Origin of the sequence: Nocardia sp. NPDC059154 (assembly GCF_042755705.1) — a bacterium.
Lineage (GTDB): Bacteria > Actinomycetota > Actinomycetes > Mycobacteriales > Mycobacteriaceae > Nocardia.
Genome location: NZ_JBHZCS010000041.1, coordinates 79,974 through 99,984 on the forward strand (window position 1 = coordinate 79,974; position 20,011 = coordinate 99,984).

Sequence of the window (20,011 nt, forward strand, 5' to 3'; positions counted from 1 at the left end):
CTGCAAGGGTCGTGCCGGAAAGCGACAGTCGAAACGTGACAGGAGGCGATGTGGGGACCCGTTCCCGAGGGCGGCCCAGTACCGGTGTGCGCGAGGCCGTGATCGCCAACGCGCAACAGGTGCTCGCGGAATCCGGCCTCGCCCGGCTGTCCACCAAGGAGATCGCGGCCCGCGCCGGCGTCGCCGAATCCAGCATCTTCTACCACTTCGGCGATCGAATGGGCCTGCTACAGGCCGTGATCCAGCATCAGCTGCGCCCGCTCAAGGACCTGCTCGCCGACGCGCCCGCCGCGGATCTGCGCACGGCGCTGCGGTCGCTGCTCGCCACCCTGGAGGAATTCTTCGTCGCCGCCCTGCCGGTGATGGCGGCGGTGCAATCGGATGCCGAACTGGGCGCGGTCTACCGGGAGCGCAGCCGCGATCTCGACCTGGGCCCGCATCGCGCGGTGGACGCCGTGGTCGCCTACCTGTCGGCCCGGGGCATCGAGGCCACGGATCTGCGCACCCTGGCTTTGCTGCTGGTCGGCGCGGCTCATCAGCGCGCGCTGCAGCGGCAGCTGAGCCCACCCGATGCGCTCGTCGAATTGCCCAGCCCCGACGCCATTGTCGAGGTGGCCCTCCCGCTGTTCGAAACGAAGGATTAGTTACTTGGTGCGGGGGCGGGAGTGGAAGCCCAGGCCCTCGTCCTGCGCGCCCATCCAGGCCGCCTCATCGTGCTTGGCGTCGGGGACGTAGATCGTCTCCTGCTTGGCCTGCGGTGCTTCCGGCGGCGGCGCCTGTTCGAACTCGTCGGTGTCGATGACGAGCCTTTCCAGATCGTTCTCCAGCCGGCGGACGGTGCCCGCGTCTCCGTAGTGCGAACGCAGTGCGGTGACGCACTGGCGGAGCTGGCCGACCGCGTAGCGGAGTTCCGCAATCTCGCTGCGTGTCATCGAAACCCTCCTCGAGCCGTGTGACAGACCACACATCGTGATCTACAACACAGTACGTGATGGTGCGGGATTCGTCTCGTCGGCAATGAATATTCGCAGCTAGAGGGCCTGTCACCGGGTGTGGAATTGGGGCGGCGGACGTTTCAGATCTTCCGATCCGCCCGCCGCAGATGATCTTCCGGCTACCCCGCGATGGCGTACTCCGGCCCGCAGTCGGGACCGCAGTCCGGGTCCGCGCCGCGCGCCGCCGCGGTCGCCCGGGCCACCAGCGTCACCACCGCGGCGGCCACCTCCTCGGCCCGCTCCAGGATCACGCTGTGCCCGGCGCCGTCCAGCCGCACCAGCTCGGCGTCGGCGACCTGGGAGGCCAGCACCACGGAGTGCGCGAACGGAATCATGATGTCCGCGGACCCGGCCAGCACCAGCACCGGAATCGAGCCCAGGCGGTGCAGGGTCGCGGTCTCGTCGAAGCGGATCAGCGACTCCAGGAAGCTGGCCATGGTCAGCAGCGAGGTGTCGTTGAGCATGGTCGTCGCCACCGCCAGCATGCGCGGGCTCACCTTGCGGGTGCCCAGGGTGGCGTCCCGCATGATGGGCTCGAAGATGCGGCGGCTCAGGTGTTTCGAGGCCTGCATGGCCCGGGGCGCGCGCCGCACGGCCACCCCCAACGAGTTCACCGCCGGTGCGCTCAGCAGCCGACCCAGCCCCACCCGGGTCACCCCGTTGGCGGCGCTGGAGAGCAGGCCGACACCGACCACCCGGGTCCCGATCGTCTCCGGATACAGCCGGGCGTAGGCCAGCACGGTCATGGCGCCCATCGAATGACCCACCAGGACAACGGGTCCGGTCGGCACCACGACCCGCAGCACCGCGTCCAGATCCCGGGCCAGCTGCTCGATGGTGTACGTGGAAGGGTCGGCATTGCCGGAATCCCCGTGTCCGCGATGGTCGTAGAACACCATGTGGGTGTCGTCGCCCCAGGTCTGCAGCAGGTGCCCGCGCATGAACGCCCACGATTCGGCGCGCAGGCAGTGCCCGTGGACGAACACGACGGTGACGGGGGCGTCGGTGGTGCCGAACTCACGCACCGCGAGTGGCACGCCGTCATCGGCGGACACGGTGATGTGGTGGCCGTCGAAATCGGCCGCGCGGGGGTCGATCGTGGACATGACGTCCTCCTGAAGAGTGCGCCTTCTTGCCCGGTTGTCGGTAGAAATAACCCCTGCGTTAACCCCCCACACCAGGCGTTATAGACAAGTTGTCCAACTGTCTCCGCTGATCTATGCACGACTGTCGGGGGATCTATCGGAGTCTCGTCACATTGCTGGACCCGTGTAGAAATCCCTGTACGTCCGGCCGGCGTCCGCAATTTCTACTTACATCTAGTGAATTACCTAGACAAAAGTAGATTCATATCGCATCGAGAGTGACCGTCGCCCCATGCCGCATCGTCACCCTCCGGCTGTCATGACAATCTGCCGCTCTCTAGCAATTGGACTAGAGAGCGGCAGATTTCTGTGCGGAGCTTGACTACGTGGCCGCCCCCGTCTTCGTGGACGGGAGGAACGGGCGCAACAGGTTCTGTTCCACCGACGGCCCGAACTGCCATTCGGCGATCCAGGGGCCGGTGCCCTCGCTCGGATCCAGTGCGCCGCCCTCGAGCCAGCGGTAGCGCCCGTCGAGGATGCCGCGGGTGAGGTCGGTGTCGGCGTCATCGGTGTTGGACCAGAGATCGTCGAAGAGCTTCTCGATCCGCCGGCGGGCCTGGCGGCAGAAGACCTCGGCGAGTTCCTCGGCGGCCACGCCGTCGGGATTGCCGTCCACCCGCAGGGACTGGGCGCGCACGCAGGCCGCGGCCATGGCGAACAGTTCCGCGCCGATGTCGACGATGCGGCCCAGGAAGCCCTGCTTGTACTCGAGCTTGGCCTGCCAGCGCGCCATGCCGTACATCAGGGCGCGGGCCTGCTTGCGCGACATCCGCTCGACGAAGCGCATGTGCCGGGCCAGCGGGCCGAATTCGCCGTAGCCGACCGGTGCGGTGCCGGCGCCGACGGTCAGCTGCGGGAACCATTTGGCATAGAACCCGCTCGCCCCGACCGCCGCCTTGGCCTTGTCCTTGAGCTCGGCATTGCGATCCACCAGCGCCCCGGCCGCGGCCATGTGGGCATCGGCCATCTCACGGGCGATGAGCAGCCGCATGATCTCGCTGGAACCCTCGAAGATGCGGTTGATGCGCAGATCGCGCACCAATTGCTCGGCGCCGACGGCTCTTTCGCCGCGGGCCCGCAGCGAGGCCGCGGTCTCGTAGCCGCGGCCGCCGCGGATCTGCACCAGTTCGTCGGCGATCCGGCACGCCATCTCCGAGGCCCACAGCTTGGCCAGCGCGGCCTCGATGCGAATGTCGTTGCGGTTCTCGTCGCACATGGTGCCCGACAGATCGAGCACCGATTCCAGCGCGAAAGTCGTTGCGGCGATGTAGGAGAGCTTCGCGCCGACCGCGCCGTGCTCGCCGACCGGACGGCCCCACTGCACGCGGGTGGCCGACCATTCCCGCGCGATCTTGAGCGACCACTTGGCCGCGGCCGTGCACATGGCCGGGATGGCGAGGCGACCGGCATTGAGGGTGGTGAGCGCGATCTTGAGCCCGTCGCCCTCGCGGCCCACCAGATTCCGCTTGGGTACGCGCACCTTGTCCATCCGGGTGACACCGTTCTCGATGCCGCGCAGGCCCATGAACGCATTGCGCCGCTCCACCGTGATGCCGGGGCTGTCGGCCTCCACGATGAACGCGGAGATGCCGCCGCGATGGCCCTCGCTCTTGGGCACCCGCGCCATGACCACGAGCAGTTCGGCGACAACGCCATTGGTGGTCCACAGCTTCACGCCGCTGATCTCGTAGGCCTCCCCGTCCGCGGTCGGGGTCGCGGTGGAGGCCATGCGTGCCGGGTCGGAGCCCACATCGGGTTCGGTGAGCAGGAACGCGCTCACCGCGCCCTTGGCGCAGCGTGGCAGGAACTCTCGCTTCTGTTCCGGGGTGCCGGCCAGCTTGAGCGGCTCGGGCACGCCGATGGACTGGTGCGCGGAGAGCAGCACCCCGAGGCTGGCGTGCGCGGAGCCGACCATCATGAGGGACTTGTTGTAGCCCACCTGCGACAGCCCGACCCCGCCGTACTCCTCGGGAATCTTGAGGCCGAAGCAGCCGAGTTCGGCCAGACCGCGCACGTATTCGTCGGGGATGCGGCCCTCGGCCTCGATGCGCTGGCCGTCGATGGTCTCGCAGAATGCCCGCAGCCGGGTCAGGTATGCCTCGGTCTTGGCGGCGTCCGCGGCGTCGGGGCGCGGGAATGGATGGATGAGGTCGAGCCGGAACCGGCCGAGGAACATCTCCTTGGCGAAGGACGGCTTGGCCCAGGTGGTTTCGCGGGATTCCTCGACCAGTGCCCGGGCTTGTTCTTCAGTGGCGTCGAACTTGGCGGCAGTCGCCATGATGTCCTCCTCGACCGTGATGAGAATCACATTCGAGTGTAGGAGCCTTTGTTACCCGCCGGTAGGGGCTGGCAAAGATCGAAAAGCCTTGTCACGAGATGATCTTGATCAGTTGGCTAATCTTTGGTTATTGAACGCCACGCAGGTATCGGCCGAAATGCGGCACCGTGAAACCGATGGTTCCGCGCTCGGCCGAGTAGATCAGACCCTTCTTGATCAAACCGTCGCGCGCCGGGGACAACGAGGCGGGTTTGCGTCCCAGCTCGTGCGCCACCGCCGAGGTGGCCACCGGCCCGTCGTCGCCGGACAGGTCGGCCATGGCGCGCATGTATTCGCGCTCGGCCGGTGTCGCTCGCTCGTAGCGGGAGCCAAAGAAACCGACCGCCAGCTCTTCTTCGGCCGCGGGTGCCGCCACCGCCACATCCTCGGCCGAGATCGGGCTCTGCGCCGCCGCGTCCCAGACGGCCTTGCCGTACGCCTGCACGAAATACGGGTACCCGTCGGCCTTCCGGTACAGCGCGTCCAGCGCCTCCTCGGAGTACTTCACGTTCTCCCGCTCGGCCGGCGCGATGAGCGCCTGGTCGGCCGACTCCCGATCCAGCCGATCGATGCGGTGGTAGGAGAACAGGCGCTCGGAGTAGCTCTTGGACGCGGTCAGCACCGCGGGCAGATGCGGCAGACCCGCCCCGACCACGATCAAAGGCGCGGCGTCCTGGCTCAATTCGTGGCAGGCCCCGCAGATGGCCGAGATGTCGGCCGCCCTGAGATCCTGCATCTCGTCGATGAACACCGCGATGCCGATGTCCAGATCGCGCACCAGCGCCGCAGCCTCCATGAGCAGCTCCACCAGATCGATCTCGATATCGCCGGAGTCGGCCCGCCCGGTCACCGCGGGTACATCGATGCCCGGGTTCCAGCGTTCCCGCATGCTCTTGCCGTCGGTGGAGCGCAGCGCGAAAGCCTTGAGAATCCCCAGGAAATCGTCCACCTGCTCCGGATTGCGGTGGGTCACAGCGATCGAACGCACCGCCATGTGCAGCGCCGAGGCCAGCGGCCGCCGCAGTTCCTGATCGGGGCGGGCCTCCAGCTTCCCGGTGCCCCAGCCGCGCGAGCGGGCGGCCGAGCGAAGCTGGTTGAGCAGCACCGTCTTTCCGACGCCACGCAAACCGGTGAGCATGACGCTGCGTTCCGGCCGTCCACGCGCCACCCGCTCCAGCACGATGTCGAAGGCGTCGAGCTGCCGGTCCCGGCCCGCGAGCTCGGGCGGTCGCTGCCCCGCGCCGGGTGCGTAGGGATTCCTGACAGGGTCCATGCGGCCCAACCGTAGCGCGGTCGTCGCGGATTATCCGGGCATCTATCGGGGACGCTAGAGACAGCTATCGACCGGCATACCGGCTCGCCCGATTCGCGATCAGCGGAAGTCGATACAGCGAGTCCGCGGTGTCCCCGGGGGTCTCTACCCTTATGCCTGATTCGTTGGGATCCAGCGCAGGAGGGTTCATGTCGGAAGAAGCCGTACCCACGCCCACCGTCGCGGAGGTGGTCGAATCCTGGAACGTGCCCGCCGAGGCGATCGTGGCCGCGCGCATCCGCAACAACATCCTGGTGGCCATCGAGCGCGGGTACGACGATCCGCAGCTGGTGGCCGATCTCGCGGTGGGTCCGCTGGTCATGGCGCTGGGGCAGCTGGAAGTCGATCTCGCGGACGCTCGCCGGCGGATTGCCGAGCTGGAGCGGGCGATCGAGGCGAAGGATTGATAACGGGCGTATCGACCACGTATATCGTCTCGTGATCTGCCGCCCTATACACCGAATTACTTGTTCAGCGGGGCGTTTTCGTAAAGATGCGACGCGCTTATCGTGTCGGGTGGACAACGCGGCGGCCTAGTCGTAATCTTCTCGTGACTTAGCGGAGTCTGTTGCTTCATCGGAGAGGCATCCCGCGACGTTACAGCAGCAAGATCGGAGATGCGGCTCAGTGGGTAAGCACAGCTTGCAGCAGGAATCTCGGCTTCCGAATTCCGTGAAGGGCGCCATCGTCATGGGTGCGATGGCCGCGACGACTACCGGCGTGTTCCCGGCGATCACCGCCACCGCCGCCACCGTCGAGATCCCGGGCATCGGAAACTTCGACGTGCCGGACGATTTCGCGCCCCAGGTGCAGCAGTTCAACCAGACGGTCAAGGACGCCGAGACGGCGCTGCAGACCCCGGGCGGACTGGGCGGCGGCGCTCAGGTCGGCGTCCCGGCTGCTCCCGCTCCGCAGTTCCAGCTGCCCAGCATCTTCCAGAAGTCCAGCTCCGTCGGCGACATCGCGCTGCACGCCGCCGAGACCAAGGTCGGCGCCCAGTACTCCTGGGGCGCGACCGGTCCCTACAGCTTCGACTGCTCCGGCCTCGTGCAGTGGGCCTACAAGCAGGCCGGAGTCGAGCTGCCCCGCACCAGCTTCGAGCAGTCCAACGTCGGCGCCCCGGTCGCCTTCGAGGACCTGCAGCCCGGCGACATCGTCATCACCAACGGTGGCGGCCACGTCGGCATCTACGCCGGCGACGGCAAGCTGCTGAACGCCGTGCAGACCGGCACCCCGGTCTCCTACACCAACCTGCACGCGAATCAGGTCGTCACCGCGCGCCGCATCGTCAACGCCTGACGCACATATCGTCGTCAACGCCTGACGCACATATCGTCGTCAACGCCTGACGCAGTATCGTCGATGTGTGACCACTGCTCCACTGAGCACCACGGCTCAGGCCCGAGTTGATTCTTGGACCTGGGCCGTCCGCATTTTCAAGACCCGCTCCGCGGCCGCCGCGGCCTGCCGGTCCGGGCATGTGCGGGTCAATGGCGTACCGGTCAAGCCCGCGCACCATCTGAAGCCCGGTGACGAGATCCGCGTCCGCGTCCATGGTTCCGAACGCATCGTCATCGTCGAGCAGCTCATCACCAAGCGCGTCGGCGCGGCCGTGGCCGTGCAGTGCATGATCGACAAGAGCCCGCCCCCGCCCGACCCGCAGCTGACCGCCCTCCTGCCGCGCCGTGATCGCGGCGCGGGCCGCCCGACCAAGCGCGAGCGCCGCGAGACGGACCGGTTGCTAGGCCGCGACCTCCCCCGCCTCCCCGGGACTTCAGCGGACGGCTAGGAGCCGTCGACAGCCTTGCACCCGTGCCGAAGGTTGGGTGCCAACCCGATTTCGGACGTGCCCGACGAGTTACCCTCCACTCACGAAATCAGTTGTCTCGCTGGGATATTGCGGCATCGCCCGGCGTGCCCGTGCCCGTGGACGCCGCCCGCGCTCCCCACGCGGCGGCGGCGATGGTGACCAGCGCGCCGAGCATGAGCGCGGCCGGTTCGCCGGGCTTCAGCACGTGCAGCTGGGTGCCGACCGTGACCGCCGCGACCGGCACGCCGATCTGCGCGGAAGCGATGGCCCCGAGCGGAATCGGCTGACCCAGGAACCGCATGAGCACGTGGGCCAGTACCGCGCCCGCGCCCAGTGCCAGGCCCAGCAGGATCAGGTGCGGGTGGTCGCCGAATTCGCGCAGGTTCAGCCGGGCGCCGAGCCAGACGAAGAACAGCGGCGCGAGGAAGCCGTCGCTGATGGCGAAGAGCTGCCTGGCGACTCGGCGCGGTTCCCCGATGGCCGCCACTACCAGGCCGAGTGCGAAGCCCGCCAGCATGATCGAGACGTGACTGCGGGTGGCGAGCGCGCCGAGGGCGAACAGCAGGGCGAGGCTGACCCGCAGTTCGAGCGCGAACTGCCGATCCTCGGAGATCTTGTGCAGCCGATGCCGGATGCCGGAGTCCTCGAGCCAGCGCAGGAAGAAGTACGCGACCACCGCCGCCCCGGCCACCAGGAGCGCCCCGAGCGCGGCCCGGCTCGCATTGTGCGGATCGATCACCAGCGGCAGCGCCACCACCGCGGCCGCGTCGGCGAGGGCGACCTGAGCGGTCATCTCCAGCACGGGTTTTCCGCTCAGCCCCTGGGAATCGATGATGGGCAGCACGATGGCCGCCGAGGAGGAGGCGAGCAGTACGGCGTAGAGCAGTCCGTGCCCGGTGCCGAACCACGCCGCGATGCCCTGCCCGGCGATCACCGAGAGCACGCCCACCAGCACCGCGCGCAGCACGCCCCGCCCCAGCGCCGAGCGAATGGCCGCGTTCCGCACCGGCACGTGGGTGCCGGCCACGAACATGACCACCGCGAAGCCGACGTCGGCGATGAAGGCGAAGGTCGGGTCCTCCGGATGCAGCAGGCCGAAGCCGGTGGTGCCGAAGACGATTCCGGCCAGCAGTTCACCCAGGATGACCGGCAGGTGCCAGGACTGCCGCCAGGCCAGCCAGGGTCCGGCCAGGCCGAGCAGGGTGATGAGGGTGAGGGTCTGGAAGGTCACGGCGTCGTCGTCTCGGCATTCACGCGGTCAGGGCAGGGAGGCGATCTTCACCGGGATCGCGATGTTCTCGTCGGTGTAGTAGATGGCGCAGACCCGGTGATAGCCGTCCACGATCTGCATGGGCACGGCCTTGCGGAAGTCCCCGCGCACCACCAGGATCGGCGAGAGCGCCAGGCCGGCCGTGATCTTGGCGAGGTCGCGGCGGACAAAGGGGTTGTAGGTCGGCAGGATCTCCAGCTGCGAGGCGCGCAGCAGGTCCTTGGCCTTCTTGTGCACCACGGGGGCGTCGCGCAGCTTCTGGACGACCTTGTCGACGATGTCCGGCTCCGCCAGCATGTCGAGGTAGTCCGCGGCGGCCGGGTAATCGTGCTCGTCCGGCTCCTTCTTCCACTTGACCGTGATCTCGGGGTCCGCCATGGAGTCATCATTCCCGTGCGACCGACCGGTCGCATATGGACACGCGGATTCGGTCCCAATTGCCCGTTTTGCCCGGCTGTCAGGCTGCGGGGCCGACCACCCACTCCACGCAGATGACCCGCCGATCCACCTGTGCCGCCGCCAGTTCGCGCACCGCACCCGGCTCGGCCGCACTGGGTACGCAGGTGAGGAGCACGGTGAAATCGGTGGGATCCGCCGCCGTCAACTCCAGCAGATTCGCCGCCGCCACCAGTCGCGTCTCCCCCGATGCGTGCACCACGCCCCGGACGGCCGGCCCGCACTCGCGAATGTCCTGCAGCGCCGTCGCCAGATCGGTGCGATCGGCGCAGTCGCACCGCATCACCACGATCCGCTCCTCCATCCCGGTCAACCCCGCCGGCAGCGGCCGCGGCGTGCGGGTCAGCACCACCACGTCCCGCGCCCCCGCCTCCAGCAGCCAGCGCACCGCGACCTCGCCCTGCGGGCCCAGCCCGCCCGCGACCACATATGTCCCGTCCGGCCGGATCTCGACGGGCGGAAAGGCCGGTGCCGGCGGCTGCCCGGCCGGGTACGCCGCGCCGAAGCCGCCGTCACGCCACCGGCGCCGCGCACCGGAATCCGGTCTGCGCCATTGCCGTTGCGGTGGAGCGGCCGTCAGTGAGCCGAGGGCCGTCCAGTCCACGGCGCACCCGTCCAGATAGCGCCGCGCGATGGTGTGCAGAAAACTCTCCGCCTCGTCGTCGCGGAACAGCACGGCCTGCGCGCGGTCCCGGAACGGGGCGCGCTCCCGCAATCCCGGGGTCAGCACCGGCTCCGGACCGATCTCGAGGATCATCGAAATCCCGTCGGCGGCAGCGGATTCCAACGCCATGGCCAAGTGGACCGGGCGCCAAGCGTTGGCGGCCCAGTAGGCGGCGTCCGTGCGCAGGTCCTCCGCCGTGGCGGGCGGTGCCGCGGTGCGGGTGGTCTCGTTCTCGGTGGCCCGGGTGTCCGGCATCCGCGGCACCGGGCCGGGCCGGGTGGTCGAGTAGAACGGCAGCTGCGGCAGGTTCGCCTCGAGACCGGTGAGTTCACCGTGCAATTCGGCGGCGCGGTCGCGGATCGCGGGCAGGTGCGCGGCGGCGGGTATTGCGTCGGCCGGGAGGCGCTGGGCGAAGATGGTGCGGCGATGGGCCCGCCGCACCAGGGCGTCGATATAGCGGGGCTCGCCCGCCACGGTGATGGCGGTCGGACCGTCCACCGCGGCGACGGCGACATCGGCGCGCATGGGCTCGACCAGCCGGGTCACCTCGGCGAGGGTCGCCTCGAGCACGGCCGCGGCTCCACCCCCACCGGCCCGCTCGAGCAGCCGCGCCCGCGCCACCACCACCCGAGCCCCGTCGTCCAGCGACAGTGCGCCGCTGGCGACCGCGGCGGCGACCTCACCGGCGCCGTGCCCGGCCACCGCATCCGCGTGCAACCCCACCGACTCGAGCAATTCGGCCAGTGCGACCTGAAAGGCGAACAATGCCGAATGCTCGAATACGAGGTCGCCCGCGCCGGATTCGCCCGAAGTGTCGCCATCGCAGCCGAATTCGCGAGCGCGATCGGGCCCGTGGTCGCCGCCTCGACCCGCAGGGGGCGTTCGGTGGAAGCCATTGCGCGGCGTCCAGACTCGTGGGCCGCCGGCCGCCGCCACGGCGTCCACGGCCGTGGTCAATGCCGCCGCGAAGACCGGGTACCGGGCCGCGAGCGCGCGTCCCATGCGCGGGTGGCCGCCGGTTCCGGGGAAGAGGAAGAGCGTGCCGCCGTCGTGATCGGTCCGGACCGGGTCGAAGATGCCGGTGGCCGCGCGTGGGAGGGGTGCGGCCGTGACCGTTCCCGTGGCGCGGGCGATCGCGGGCGTGGTGGCGATGCGGCGGGCCAGGGTGCGCAGGTGGGCCGCGGCCTCGGCGGTGTCGCGGGCGAGGACCCCGGCGCGGGTGGGTTCGGGTATGAGCCGGGCAGTGGCGGAGGCGAATTCGCGCAGCGAGCGATAGGACCCGATCGCGACGGCCCAGCGCAGCGCGAGGGCGTGGATGGCGCCCGGGTCGCGTCCGGTGAGGGGCAGGAGAACCGGGGGTTCGTCGCCGCGGTCGTGTGTAGGGGTCCCGCCCGGGCGTGCGGGGTCGTCCAGGGCGATGTGCGCGTCGGGGCTGTCCGCCTCGGGGAAGCCGATGGCGGGCCCGCCGATATCGGCGTAGCGGCGGGTTCGGGTTCGTAGCGCGTCGGTCGTGCGCTGCAGCACCAGGACGGTGCAGATGCCATTGCCGCCGCCCGCTCCCGTGGCCACACCGGTGCCGCCGTTCCTGGGCACCGGTATCCGAAGGTCCGAAATGTCCGGTAGCAGAGCGAGATCCACACCTCCCGCGATGACGAAGGGCACGGCTTCGTCGGCCAGCAGGCGCACGCCCATGTCCACGGCGACCAGTGGCGAGGCGCGTCGGCTGTCCACGGTGAGGCTGGGACCGCGCAGGTCCAGGGCGCGCGACAGGTGGTGGGCGCTATTGGTGCCGCCGACCGCGCCGAAGACCACCGCCGCATTGGACGCCGGTGCCAGACAGCCCAATCCGGAGTCGTCCAGTGCTTCCACGGCGACCTCGAGGTTGGTGCGCTGGCGCGGGGTGAGCCCGGCGGCCGCGAGGCGATCCATGCCGAACCACTCGTGATCGAACTCCAGACCCGTCGACCGGCAGCCGACGCCGACGATCGACACCCGGGGGAACGGGGTGGGATCGGTCGATGCTCTCGTACTGTGCCGCACAGGAATGCCCTCCCGTGTCCGCGCGCTGTCGGCCGTCGAGGTACCACCGGCGATTCTGCCAAGTTTTCGCCGCGGCCAGAAGAGCTTTCGCGCAGGCGAATTCGTCACCCGGCGCTGTGCAGGTCAGCGCCTACCCGACCGCCCCGAAGACATCGGGGTCATCGTTCCGCATGATTACGAGGCCGTGGCCGTCCGCCCCTGGAAGGGATGGTCGAAATCCTCGGCGGTGGCATGGGAACTGAAGAACCGCAGTGCTAGGTTCACCGCGTCCTGTTCGGTGTTCACACCAGAGATGGCCATGGTCCGGCGCAGCGCGTCGTCGTCGAGATAGATTCGAGTGATGGCCATTTCAGGCACCTCCGCCGCATCCGTCGTGTTCTCAAAGCATGACGGATCCAGCAGGCGCCGATAGCCGGAATGGCCAGAGCCCTTGGCAGGAAATGCCAAGGGCTCTGTCGTAATTGTCTGGGACGTACGGACTTTCGCCCGAATTATCCGATCATGCCCGCGAGCCGCTGCTGGATCAGCGCCTCCGCCTCGGTGACCATCCGGGAGACCAGCTCACCGCAGGTCGGAATGTCGTCGATGAGGCCCTGCACCTGACCGGCCGACCAAATGCCGGCGTCCAGGTCGCCGTCCTCGAACACCCGGCGGCCGCGCGCGCCCGCCACCAGATCCTTGACGTCCTCGAACTTGCCGCCGGCCTTCTCGATCTCGACGACCTTGCGGCTGATCTCGTTGTCCGCCACGCGGGCGGTGTTGTGCATGGTGCGGAAGATGAGCTGGGTGGCCCGCTCCGAGTTGGCGACGATCTGCTCCTTGACCGTCTGGTGGATCGCCGATTCCTGGGTGCACATGAAGCGGGTGCCCATGTTCACGCCGTCCGCGCCCAGCGCCAGCGCCGCGACCAGGCCGCGGGCGTCGGCGATACCGCCGGAGGCGATGACCGGGATGTCGAGGGCCCGGGTGGCGGCCGGAATCAGGATCAGGCCCGGCACGTCGTCCTCGCCCGGGTGCCCGGCGCATTCGAAGCCGTCGATGGACACGCCGTCCACGCCGATCTTCTGCGCCTTGAGCGCGTGCCGCACGCTGGTGCACTTGTGCAGCACCTTGATGCCGGCTTCCTTGTAGTACGGCAGGAACGGCTCCGGATTGGACCCGGCGGTCTCCACGATCTTCACGCCGGACTCGATGATCGCCTGCGCGTACTCCTGGTACGGCGGCGGGTTGATCGACGGCAGGATGGTGACGTTCACGCCGAAGGGCTTGTCGGTGAGCTCACGCGCGCGGTCGATCTCGCGGCGCAGATCGTCGGGGGTGGGCTGGGTGAGCGCGGTGATGATGCCGAGACCACCCGCCTCGGAGACGGCGGCGGCCAGTTCGGCGCGGCCGACCCACATCATGCCGCCCTGGACGATGGGGTGCTCGACCCCGAAGGTCTCGGTGAATCTGGTCTTCAGTGCCATGGGCGCTGTCCTCTCCCTGCCTCTCGCAAACTGCCCCGATACTCGCATAGTTGCATATGGAGCGACAACCCTGATGTGAGTCGGAGTTTGCACCTGACCAGGGCTGTGACCAGTGACCCCGGGAATGGCCGCTCCTGCGTTCGAGTGTCTAACAGGCTCTAATACGTGCTCTGAGCTGCTGAATGAAGCCGTGAGAACTTCTCGGTGAAACCTTCTCTGTAACCCTTGTCACGTCAGAAAGTTAAGGGATATTCTCACAGACGATCAGCGTGAAAGGACACCGCATGACCTTCCAGCCGCTAGACGAGCCGATTCGGTCGCGTCGCAACCACTGGGTGAACCAGGTAGCGACCCACGCGGCCATGCGGCCCGGTCAGGTCGCCTTCAAGTGCAAGGGCGTGGATACCACCTGGAAGCAGCTGCACGAGCGGTCGGAGCGGTTCGCCGACGCGCTGTCCCGTCGAGGGGTCGGGTTCGGCGATCGTGTGCTCATCCTGGCGCTGAACTACACCGAGTACATCGAGGCCGTCATGGGCATCAATGCGCTCGGGGCCATCGCGGTGCCGGTGAACTTCCGGCTCACCCCGCCCGAGGTCGCCTACATCGTGGCCGACTCCGGGGCCAAGGCCATCGTCACCGACTCGGTGCTGCAGCCGCTGGCCGTGGGCGTCGCCGGGCAGGCCCCGGACCTGTCCACGGTGGTGGTCATCAACGGGCAGACCGGCGCGGGCGTCATCGGCTACGACGACTTCCTGGCCGAGCCGGGCGAACCGCATGCGCCACTGGACATTCCGGAAGAGACCCCCTGCCTGATCATGTACACCTCGGGCACCACCGGCAGCCCCAAGGGCGCGGTGCTCACCCACGCGAACATGAACGCGCAGGCGCTGACCTGTATCCGGGCCATGGAGATCACCCCGGACTCCATCGGCTTCTGCAGCTCACCGCTGTTCCACATCGCCGGATTGGGCTCGCTCACCCCGTATTTCATGCTCGGCGGCAAGACCGTGCTGCACCCGCTGGGCGCGTTCGATGCCACCGAATTCCTCGACGCCGTCGAGGCCGAGCAGGCCACCGCCGCCTTCTGCGTGCCGGTCCAGTGGCAGCTGATCTGCGAGGAGCCGACGGTCAAGCAGCGCAAACTCGCGCTGCAGGCGCTGTGCTGGGGTGCGGCCCCCGCGTCGGACACGGTGCTGCGCGCCATGGCCGACTGCTTCCCGAACGCCTTCAATGTGGCGGTGTTCGGCCAGACCGAGATGTCACCCATCACCTGTGTGCTCGAGGGCAGGGACGCGCTGCGCAAGATCGGCTCGGTCGGCCTGCCCATCCCCACCATCCAGGCCCGCGTGGTCGACGACGAGATGAACGATGTCGCACCCGGTACGGTCGGCGAGATCGTCTATCGCGGACCGACTCTCATGCAGGGCTACTGGAACAAGCCCGAGGCCACCGCGGAGGCCTTCCACGGCGGCTGGTTCCACTCCGGGGACCTGGTCCGCCAGGACGAGGAGGGCTTCATCTACGTGGTGGACCGCAAGAAGGACATGATCATCTCCGGCGGCGAGAACATCTACTGCGCCGAGATCGAGAACGTGCTCTTCGCGCACCCCAAGATCCACGAGGCCGCCGTGGTGGGCCGCGCGCACGAGAAGTGGGGCGAGGTGCCGGTCGCGGTGGTCGCGCTCATCGACGGCGTCGACGACCTGACCCTCGCAGAGCTGGAACCCTTCCTGAACGAGTCCCTGGCCCGCTACAAGCACCCCAAGCACCTGGTGGTCGTGCCCGAGCTGCCCCGCAATGCCAGCGGCAAGGTCGTGAAGGTCGAACTGCGCAAGGCGTATTCGGCCTAGATCATGTCCTTGGCGGTGAGCCAGCGCATGATCGGCCAGCCGCAGAACACCGGCAGCCAGCAGGTCAGCACCCGGTAGAGCAGGACGGCGGGGACCGCGATCCCCGCCGAGACACCGAAGGCGGCCAGACCACCGATGAGGGCGGCCTCCACCGCGCCCACCCCGCCGGGGGTCGGGGCGGCCGAGGCCAGGGTGCCGCCGATCATGGTGACGATGGTGACGGTCACGAAAGTCGTACTGCCGCCGAAGGCTTCGATGCTGGCCCACAGCGCCAGCGCCATGCCCAGGGTGGTGGTGGCACAGCCGCCCACGATCATGGCCAGCCGGCCGGGCCGCCGGGCCAGATCCTTCAGCTGGCCCACCACCTCCGCCAGCTGCGGGCGCACCTCGTTGAGCAGCCACTTGCGGACCTTGGGGACGAACATGGTCACGCCCAGCAGGCCCAGCAGGGCGCCCGCCACCAGGTACAGTACGGTGGCACTGGGCACGAAATGCGACAGGTTGGTGGAGGTTCCGGCCAGCGCGCCGAAGATCAGTAGCAGCACCACGTGGGTCACCACCTGCACCGTCTGCTGCAGGGCGACCACCGCGGTGGCCCGCACCGCGCCCAGGCCGCCCTTCTGCAGGAACCGCACGCTCAACGCCAGCCCGCCCACGCCGGCCGGGGTGGTGGTCGCGGCGAAGGTGTTGGCGATCTGCATGAGCAGCAGGTTGCCGAACCTGACGGCCTCGGAGGCGCACGCCCACAACGCCATTGCCGCACCCACATAGGTCAGGGCGGACACGGTCAGCCCCAGCAGCGCCCAGCCCCAGTTCAGATTGCGCAGCTCCGAGGCGAAGGTGGGCACCGCGCTGATGTACGGGTAGGCCACGTACACCAGGCCGATGAGCAGCACCAGCTGGATGATCTGGTTGCGCGAGAAGCGGGTGATCTGCGCGGCCTCGATCTTGTCCTGCCCGGTCTGCGCGGCCACCTCCGCGCGGATGTCCTTCATCAGCTCGCCCGCGTCCGGCACCGCCTTGCGGAGGTGGGTGGGCACCGCGGTCTTGGTGAGCCGGGCCGAGGCGTCCAGCACCGCCTGCTTGTCCAGTACTTCGAGCGCGGTGCGTACGGCCGGGCCGACACCGAACAGATGCGCGGAGGACAGCAGCAGCTGGGCCACGTCGGAGTCGAAACGCACCTGGTACGCGCCGAATTCGGATTGCACGAACCCGCCGAACAGCACGGTGCCGTCGTCGAGGATCCGGATCTCCTCGGCGTGCAGTTCGCCGTGCGAGATCTGGGCCTGGTGCATGCTGTGCAGCGCCTGCCACACCCGGGTCAGCACCGGCTCCCCGTCGGCGGCGGCCAGCGGCCGGCCCTGGGGCACGGTGTGCGCGTACACCATCCAGCCGCGGTCCAGCGCCGCCACGGTGAGCGGCTTGTTGCTGGCCAGGCCCAGATCGGCGATGGCGAATCCCATCAGGGCGCGATGCTCGACCGCGCGGCGCATGGAGGCGAACGGCGCCGGGTACTCGCCGCTGCGAATCGTGAGCCAGCGCTTGAGCTGCTGCAGCATGCCGCGGCTGCGCTGGTTCGCGCCGTACATCTCGATAATCAATTCATTGTCCGGTGAACGGGATTCACCGGACTCCGCCGCGGTCCCGGCCGCGGCGGGCACGCCGTTGGGTGAGGCCCCCAGTTCCGGCTGCGGCACCGTGCTCGCCGAAAGCACCAGTGGCCCACGGGCGGCCGGGCGCAGCACCTTGAAGGCGGTCACCCGGAAGCCGCGCTGGGCCAGCACCCGCACCGCGGCGCCGAGCGGCACCTCGAGTGCGGGCGTGCCGACCACCAGCACGATGACCGCGCCCACCAGCCAGCCCACCACCAGGCCCAGCGCGGCCCGGGCGGGCACCACCAGCGACACGAACAGGTGGATCGGCACGAAGGCCAGCAGCAGCGTCCACCACCAGCGTCGCGCCCGCGCGGGCAGCCACGGGCTGGCCACCGTGAGCGTCGCCGCCAGCATGGCGATCCAGCGCGGATCGTCGAGGAACTGCGACAGGAAGGTGTTGACCTGTCCCGGTTCCGACAGATGCCAGCGCGGTGCGGAGAAGCCGGTGCCGGTGATGGAGAACAGGCCCAGCGCGATCAGGCCCGCGGAGACGAAGCCCGCCAGCAGTTTCCACTGCCCGCGCAGCACCAGCCGCACCAGGATAGCGAAGGGCAGCGCGAGAATGGCGATGCCGTAGACGATGTAGACCAGGTTCGACTGTTCCGGGGTCAGGAACCCCACGATGCCGGAGACCGAGCGCTCCAGCGCCTCCCACTGCGGCCTGGTGATCAGCGATCCGGCGATGACGATGGCCACCGACAGCGCGGACAGCACGACGCGCAGAATGTCACTGGTCCGGCGGATCCGCGGCTGCAGCAGGCTGCCGGAGACGGGAATCTCCCGCCCGTCGACTCGCATGTCCTATTCGCGCTTTCGGATCGTGGGAACGGCTGTGGTCCCATGGTCGGCTCGGTGTGAGTATGCGGCAGGCGACGGCATCACCGACCACCCAACACGCTGGTAACCGTAACAGTGTCTGATTCGCCCCTCCGCTCCGCTCCGGGGCGGGTTCGCGGCTCCCGGGGTCTCGATTCTTCCCTCCTCCGCTCCTCCGCTCCTCCGCTTCGCTCCTCCGCTCCGTCGGTCCAGAATCGAGACGGCCGCGAACCTGCCTGTTATTCCTGCTATTCCTGCTTAATGCGAGTCTTTGATAGATCGCGAACAGGCGTGCGAGGATCGGGCCGTGGTGCTCGATCTCCGTGTCTGTTTCGTCGGTGAGTCCTTCGTCGCGGGAGTCGGTGATCAGAGGTGCCTGGGCTGGGCGGGCCGGCTCGCGGCCCGGGCCACGGCGGCCGGACAGCCGCTGACCTCCTACAACCTCGGCATCCGACGGGAGAACAGCACCGAGCTGCGAGCCCGCTGGGAGGCCGAGTGCACGCCCCGGCTACCCGCGGGTGCGGACGGCCGGGTGGTGATCTCCACCGGTGTCAACGACACCCAGCTCGAGGACGGCCGTCCCCGGGTCGATCCCGGTGAGTCGGAGCGCAATCTGGCCGACATCCTGCGCCGGGCGCGGGAAAAGGGCTGGCGGACAATGGTGGTCGCGCCGCCGCCGAATGTCGACGACGAGCACAATGCCCGGCTGCTGGCGCTGGACGCCCGCTTCGCCGACCTGTGCGACGAGGCCGAGGTGCCCTACCTGCGGGTGCATCAGCCGTTGCGCGAGAACCAGATCTGGATGCGCGATGTCGCGGCCGGCGACGGCTTCCATCCGGGCGCGACCGGCTACGACGAGTTCGCCGCCCTGCTCGCCCCGCACTGGCTGCTCTGGCTGGCCGATCCGGGCTCGGAACTGCCGCTGGTGCGCTGAGTTTCGGTTGCGGGTCCCAGCCAGTCCTCGACCATGCCCTGGAGCCGCGGCTCCCGGGTCGAGGTCACCAGGCCCGAGCCGACCAGTACGCCCAGCGCGATGGCGAGCACGGTGAGCACCGCGGTGACCAGGATGTGCAGGCCGTTGGGGTCGTTCTCGGTGACCAGCGCGGAGATCCCGCTCAGGCTCATGCCGCCGGGCACCAGCATCCAGAAGGCGGGCAGGAACACCACCTGTGTCGGCGGGGCATCCTTGAAGCGCTGCACCAGGTATGCCACCGGCACCGCCACCATGCCGCCGAGGAACGAGCCGAGCAGCCCGCCGCCGAGCTGGGTGCCCAGCTGCTGCCCGCAGAACGCCGCGTACAGCACGATCAGCAGCCAGCCCAGGGATTTCGGCGGGGCGCTGGCCCGCCAGCTGTGGCCCAGTCCGATCAGCAGCACCCCGAGTATCGGTGTCCACCAGCCCAATCCGTGTCCGGCGTGCGGTGACACGGTGGGCAGCGTGCCCAGCAGTTGCAGCCCGACCAGTACCCCGAAGGCCAGCAGCACCAGCTTGTTGAAGCCGTAGATGGTGCGGCTGGCGCCCGCGATCATGGATCCGGTGGCCAGCTCGATGGACCCGTTGGTGAGCATGGCGCCCGGCAGCAGGCTCGACACCGAGGGGATCAGCAGCTGGGAGGGATTGCCGCCGCCGAGCGCATTGGGGAAACCGAACGACAGCAGGGTGACCACCGCCCCGGCGAGCACCGGCAGGCTGGTGTACAGCAGCCGGAACCGGTCGGCCGCCATGATCAGCAGCTGCACCGCCAGCCCGAGCACGATGTAGCCGAGCAGGGCGGTGGAGGTGGGGTTGAGCATCAGGCCGAGCCCGACGGTGAGCACCACATTGCCGGTCAGCAAGCGCCACACCGGTGTCGGCTGCGGCGAGGCGAGGATGTGCTCGAGTGCCGCGGTGGCCTCGGCCGGCGGCGGCAGTTCGCTGGTGATCCGGTCGATGAGTTCGTAGAGCGCGGCGATCTGATCCAGGCGCAGGGTGTCGGAGTCGGCCTCCAGCAGGTCCATCGCCGATCCGCGCGAATCCTGTACGCGCACGAACACTCCCGTGGGTAACACGAAGAAGTGCACCTCGGTGGCCTCGTAGCGGCGCGCCAGTTCGTCGAGGATGTCCTTTACCCGGCCGGTGGTCTCGCCCGAGCGGATGAGGGCTACGCCCATGTGCCGCAACAGATCCAGCAGGTCGGCGGAGATGGGTGGTTCCTCCGGCGGCGGGCCCTGCTCC

17 protein-coding genes are annotated in these 20,011 nt (G+C 68.8%); 6 read left to right on the forward strand and 11 right to left on the reverse strand.

Features of this window, described 5'->3' with window-relative positions; all coding sequences use genetic code 11:
• Positions 1-50 precede the first annotated feature (50 nt).
• Positions 51-644 (forward strand): TetR/AcrR family transcriptional regulator, encoded by a 594-nt coding sequence (locus ACFXN1_RS31065; RefSeq protein ID WP_379463725.1) that lies wholly within the window; start codon positions 51-53, stop codon positions 642-644.
• Here the strand turns inward: ACFXN1_RS31065 and ACFXN1_RS31070 are convergent, their stop codons facing one another.
• From ACFXN1_RS31070 to ACFXN1_RS31085, 4 genes are all read right to left on the reverse strand, one after another.
• The gene (locus ACFXN1_RS31070; RefSeq protein ID WP_379435940.1) at positions 645-932 is read right to left on the reverse strand and encodes a hypothetical protein; all 288 of its coding nucleotides are present in this window, start codon (positions 930-932) and stop codon (positions 645-647) included. It lies immediately after the preceding gene.
• Between the two features lie 182 nt (positions 933-1,114).
• Positions 1,115-2,101, reverse strand: a complete 987-nt coding sequence (locus ACFXN1_RS31075) for an alpha/beta fold hydrolase (protein WP_379463726.1) — start codon at positions 2,099-2,101, stop codon at positions 1,115-1,117.
• Between the two features lie 361 nt (positions 2,102-2,462).
• Positions 2,463-4,418: an acyl-CoA dehydrogenase family protein gene (locus tag ACFXN1_RS31080; protein WP_379435943.1), complete on the reverse strand. Its 1,956-nt coding sequence runs from the start codon at positions 4,416-4,418 to the stop codon at positions 2,463-2,465.
• Positions 4,419-4,545: 127 nt separating this feature from the next.
• Positions 4,546-5,730, reverse strand: coding sequence for an AAA family ATPase (locus tag ACFXN1_RS31085; protein WP_379435945.1), 1,185 nt, complete (start codon positions 5,728-5,730; stop codon positions 4,546-4,548).
• 188 nt (positions 5,731-5,918) lie between these two features.
• On the opposite strand from ACFXN1_RS31085, the gene ACFXN1_RS31090 reads away from it, so the two are divergent.
• The 3 genes from ACFXN1_RS31090 to ACFXN1_RS31100 all read left to right on the forward strand — a co-directional run bounded on the left by ACFXN1_RS31090 (position 5,919) and on the right by ACFXN1_RS31100 (position 7,558).
• Positions 5,919-6,176, forward strand: a complete 258-nt coding sequence (locus tag ACFXN1_RS31090; RefSeq protein WP_354840935.1) for a hypothetical protein — start codon at positions 5,919-5,921, stop codon at positions 6,174-6,176.
• A gap of 220 nt (positions 6,177-6,396) precedes the next feature.
• Complete coding sequence (locus tag ACFXN1_RS31095; RefSeq protein ID WP_379435946.1) at positions 6,397-7,068, forward strand: C40 family peptidase; 672 nt, start codon at positions 6,397-6,399, stop codon at positions 7,066-7,068.
• 67 nt (positions 7,069-7,135) lie between these two features.
• A complete protein-coding gene (locus ACFXN1_RS31100; RefSeq protein WP_379435947.1) occupies positions 7,136-7,558 on the forward strand; it encodes an RNA-binding S4 domain-containing protein in 423 nt (140 codons plus the stop codon).
• An 88-nt stretch (positions 7,559-7,646) separates the two neighbouring features.
• Here ACFXN1_RS31100 and ACFXN1_RS31105 read toward each other — a convergent pair whose 3' ends face one another.
• The 5 genes from ACFXN1_RS31105 to ACFXN1_RS31125 all read right to left on the reverse strand — a co-directional run bounded on the left by ACFXN1_RS31105 (position 7,647) and on the right by ACFXN1_RS31125 (position 13,475).
• Positions 7,647-8,810 carry a cation:proton antiporter gene (locus ACFXN1_RS31105; RefSeq protein WP_379435948.1) on the reverse strand — a complete coding sequence of 388 codons (1,164 nt, stop codon included), beginning with the start codon at positions 8,808-8,810 and terminating at the stop codon, positions 7,647-7,649.
• A gap of 27 nt (positions 8,811-8,837) precedes the next feature.
• A complete protein-coding gene (locus tag ACFXN1_RS31110; RefSeq protein ID WP_379400708.1) occupies positions 8,838-9,227 on the reverse strand; it encodes a hypothetical protein in 390 nt (129 codons plus the stop codon).
• A 79-nt stretch (positions 9,228-9,306) separates the two neighbouring features.
• Positions 9,307-12,009 (reverse strand): acyltransferase domain-containing protein, encoded by a 2,703-nt coding sequence (locus ACFXN1_RS31115; protein ID WP_379435949.1) that lies wholly within the window; start codon positions 12,007-12,009, stop codon positions 9,307-9,309.
• A gap of 174 nt (positions 12,010-12,183) precedes the next feature.
• Positions 12,184-12,357 carry a type II toxin-antitoxin system VapB family antitoxin gene (locus ACFXN1_RS31120; RefSeq protein WP_354840953.1) on the reverse strand — a complete coding sequence of 58 codons (174 nt, stop codon included), beginning with the start codon at positions 12,355-12,357 and terminating at the stop codon, positions 12,184-12,186.
• A 143-nt stretch (positions 12,358-12,500) separates the two neighbouring features.
• The gene (locus ACFXN1_RS31125) at positions 12,501-13,475 is read right to left on the reverse strand and encodes an NAD(P)H-dependent flavin oxidoreductase (RefSeq protein ID WP_379435950.1); all 975 of its coding nucleotides are present in this window, start codon (positions 13,473-13,475) and stop codon (positions 12,501-12,503) included.
• A 284-nt stretch (positions 13,476-13,759) separates the two neighbouring features.
• Here ACFXN1_RS31125 and fadD5 point away from each other — a divergent pair, with 284 nt between their 5' ends.
• A complete protein-coding gene (fadD5, locus tag ACFXN1_RS31130; protein ID WP_379400706.1) occupies positions 13,760-15,325 on the forward strand; it encodes a fatty-acid--CoA ligase FadD5 in 1,566 nt (521 codons plus the stop codon).
• Here the strand turns inward: fadD5 and ACFXN1_RS31135 are convergent.
• Positions 15,322-17,778, reverse strand: coding sequence for a flippase-like domain-containing protein (locus ACFXN1_RS31135; RefSeq protein ID WP_379435951.1), 2,457 nt, complete (start codon positions 17,776-17,778; stop codon positions 15,322-15,324). The genes fadD5 and ACFXN1_RS31135 overlap by 4 nt on opposite strands.
• A 325-nt stretch (positions 17,779-18,103) precedes the next feature.
• Here ACFXN1_RS31135 and ACFXN1_RS31140 point away from each other — a divergent pair, with 325 nt between their 5' ends.
• Positions 18,104-18,730: a GDSL-type esterase/lipase family protein gene (locus ACFXN1_RS31140; protein ID WP_379435952.1), complete on the forward strand. Its 627-nt coding sequence runs from the start codon at positions 18,104-18,106 to the stop codon at positions 18,728-18,730.
• Here ACFXN1_RS31140 and ACFXN1_RS31145 read toward each other — a convergent pair.
• The coding region (locus tag ACFXN1_RS31145; RefSeq protein ID WP_379463727.1) for a threonine/serine exporter ThrE family protein at positions 18,646-20,011 on the reverse strand (1,366 nt) is incomplete at its 5' end. The genes ACFXN1_RS31140 and ACFXN1_RS31145 overlap by 85 nt on opposite strands.

What these genes read in the sequence shown, in the direction of transcription:
- ACFXN1_RS31080 (WP_379435943.1), bottom strand. Translation starts at nt 4,418, where the DNA reads ATGGCGACTGCCGCCAAGTTCGACGCCACTGAAGAACAAGCCCGGGCA.
- ACFXN1_RS31110 (WP_379400708.1), bottom strand. Translation starts at nt 9,227, where the DNA reads ATGGCGGACCCCGAGATCACGGTCAAGTGGAAGAAGGAGCCGGACGAG.
- ACFXN1_RS31135 (WP_379435951.1), bottom strand. Translation starts at nt 17,778, where the DNA reads ATGCGAGTCGACGGGCGGGAGATTCCCGTCTCCGGCAGCCTGCTGCAG.
- ACFXN1_RS31120 (WP_354840953.1), bottom strand. Translation starts at nt 12,357, where the DNA reads ATGGCCATCACTCGAATCTATCTCGACGACGACGCGCTGCGCCGGACC.
- ACFXN1_RS31125 (WP_379435950.1), bottom strand. Translation starts at nt 13,475, where the DNA reads ATGGCACTGAAGACCAGATTCACCGAGACCTTCGGGGTCGAGCACCCC.
- ACFXN1_RS31090 (WP_354840935.1), top strand. Translation starts at nt 5,919, where the DNA reads ATGTCGGAAGAAGCCGTACCCACGCCCACCGTCGCGGAGGTGGTCGAA.
- ACFXN1_RS31075 (WP_379463726.1), bottom strand. Translation starts at nt 2,101, where the DNA reads ATGTCCACGATCGACCCCCGCGCGGCCGATTTCGACGGCCACCACATC.
- ACFXN1_RS31070 (WP_379435940.1), bottom strand. Translation starts at nt 932, where the DNA reads ATGACACGCAGCGAGATTGCGGAACTCCGCTACGCGGTCGGCCAGCTC.
- ACFXN1_RS31085 (WP_379435945.1), bottom strand. Translation starts at nt 5,730, where the DNA reads ATGGACCCTGTCAGGAATCCCTACGCACCCGGCGCGGGGCAGCGACCG.
- fadD5 (WP_379400706.1), top strand. Translation starts at nt 13,760, where the DNA reads ATGACCTTCCAGCCGCTAGACGAGCCGATTCGGTCGCGTCGCAACCAC.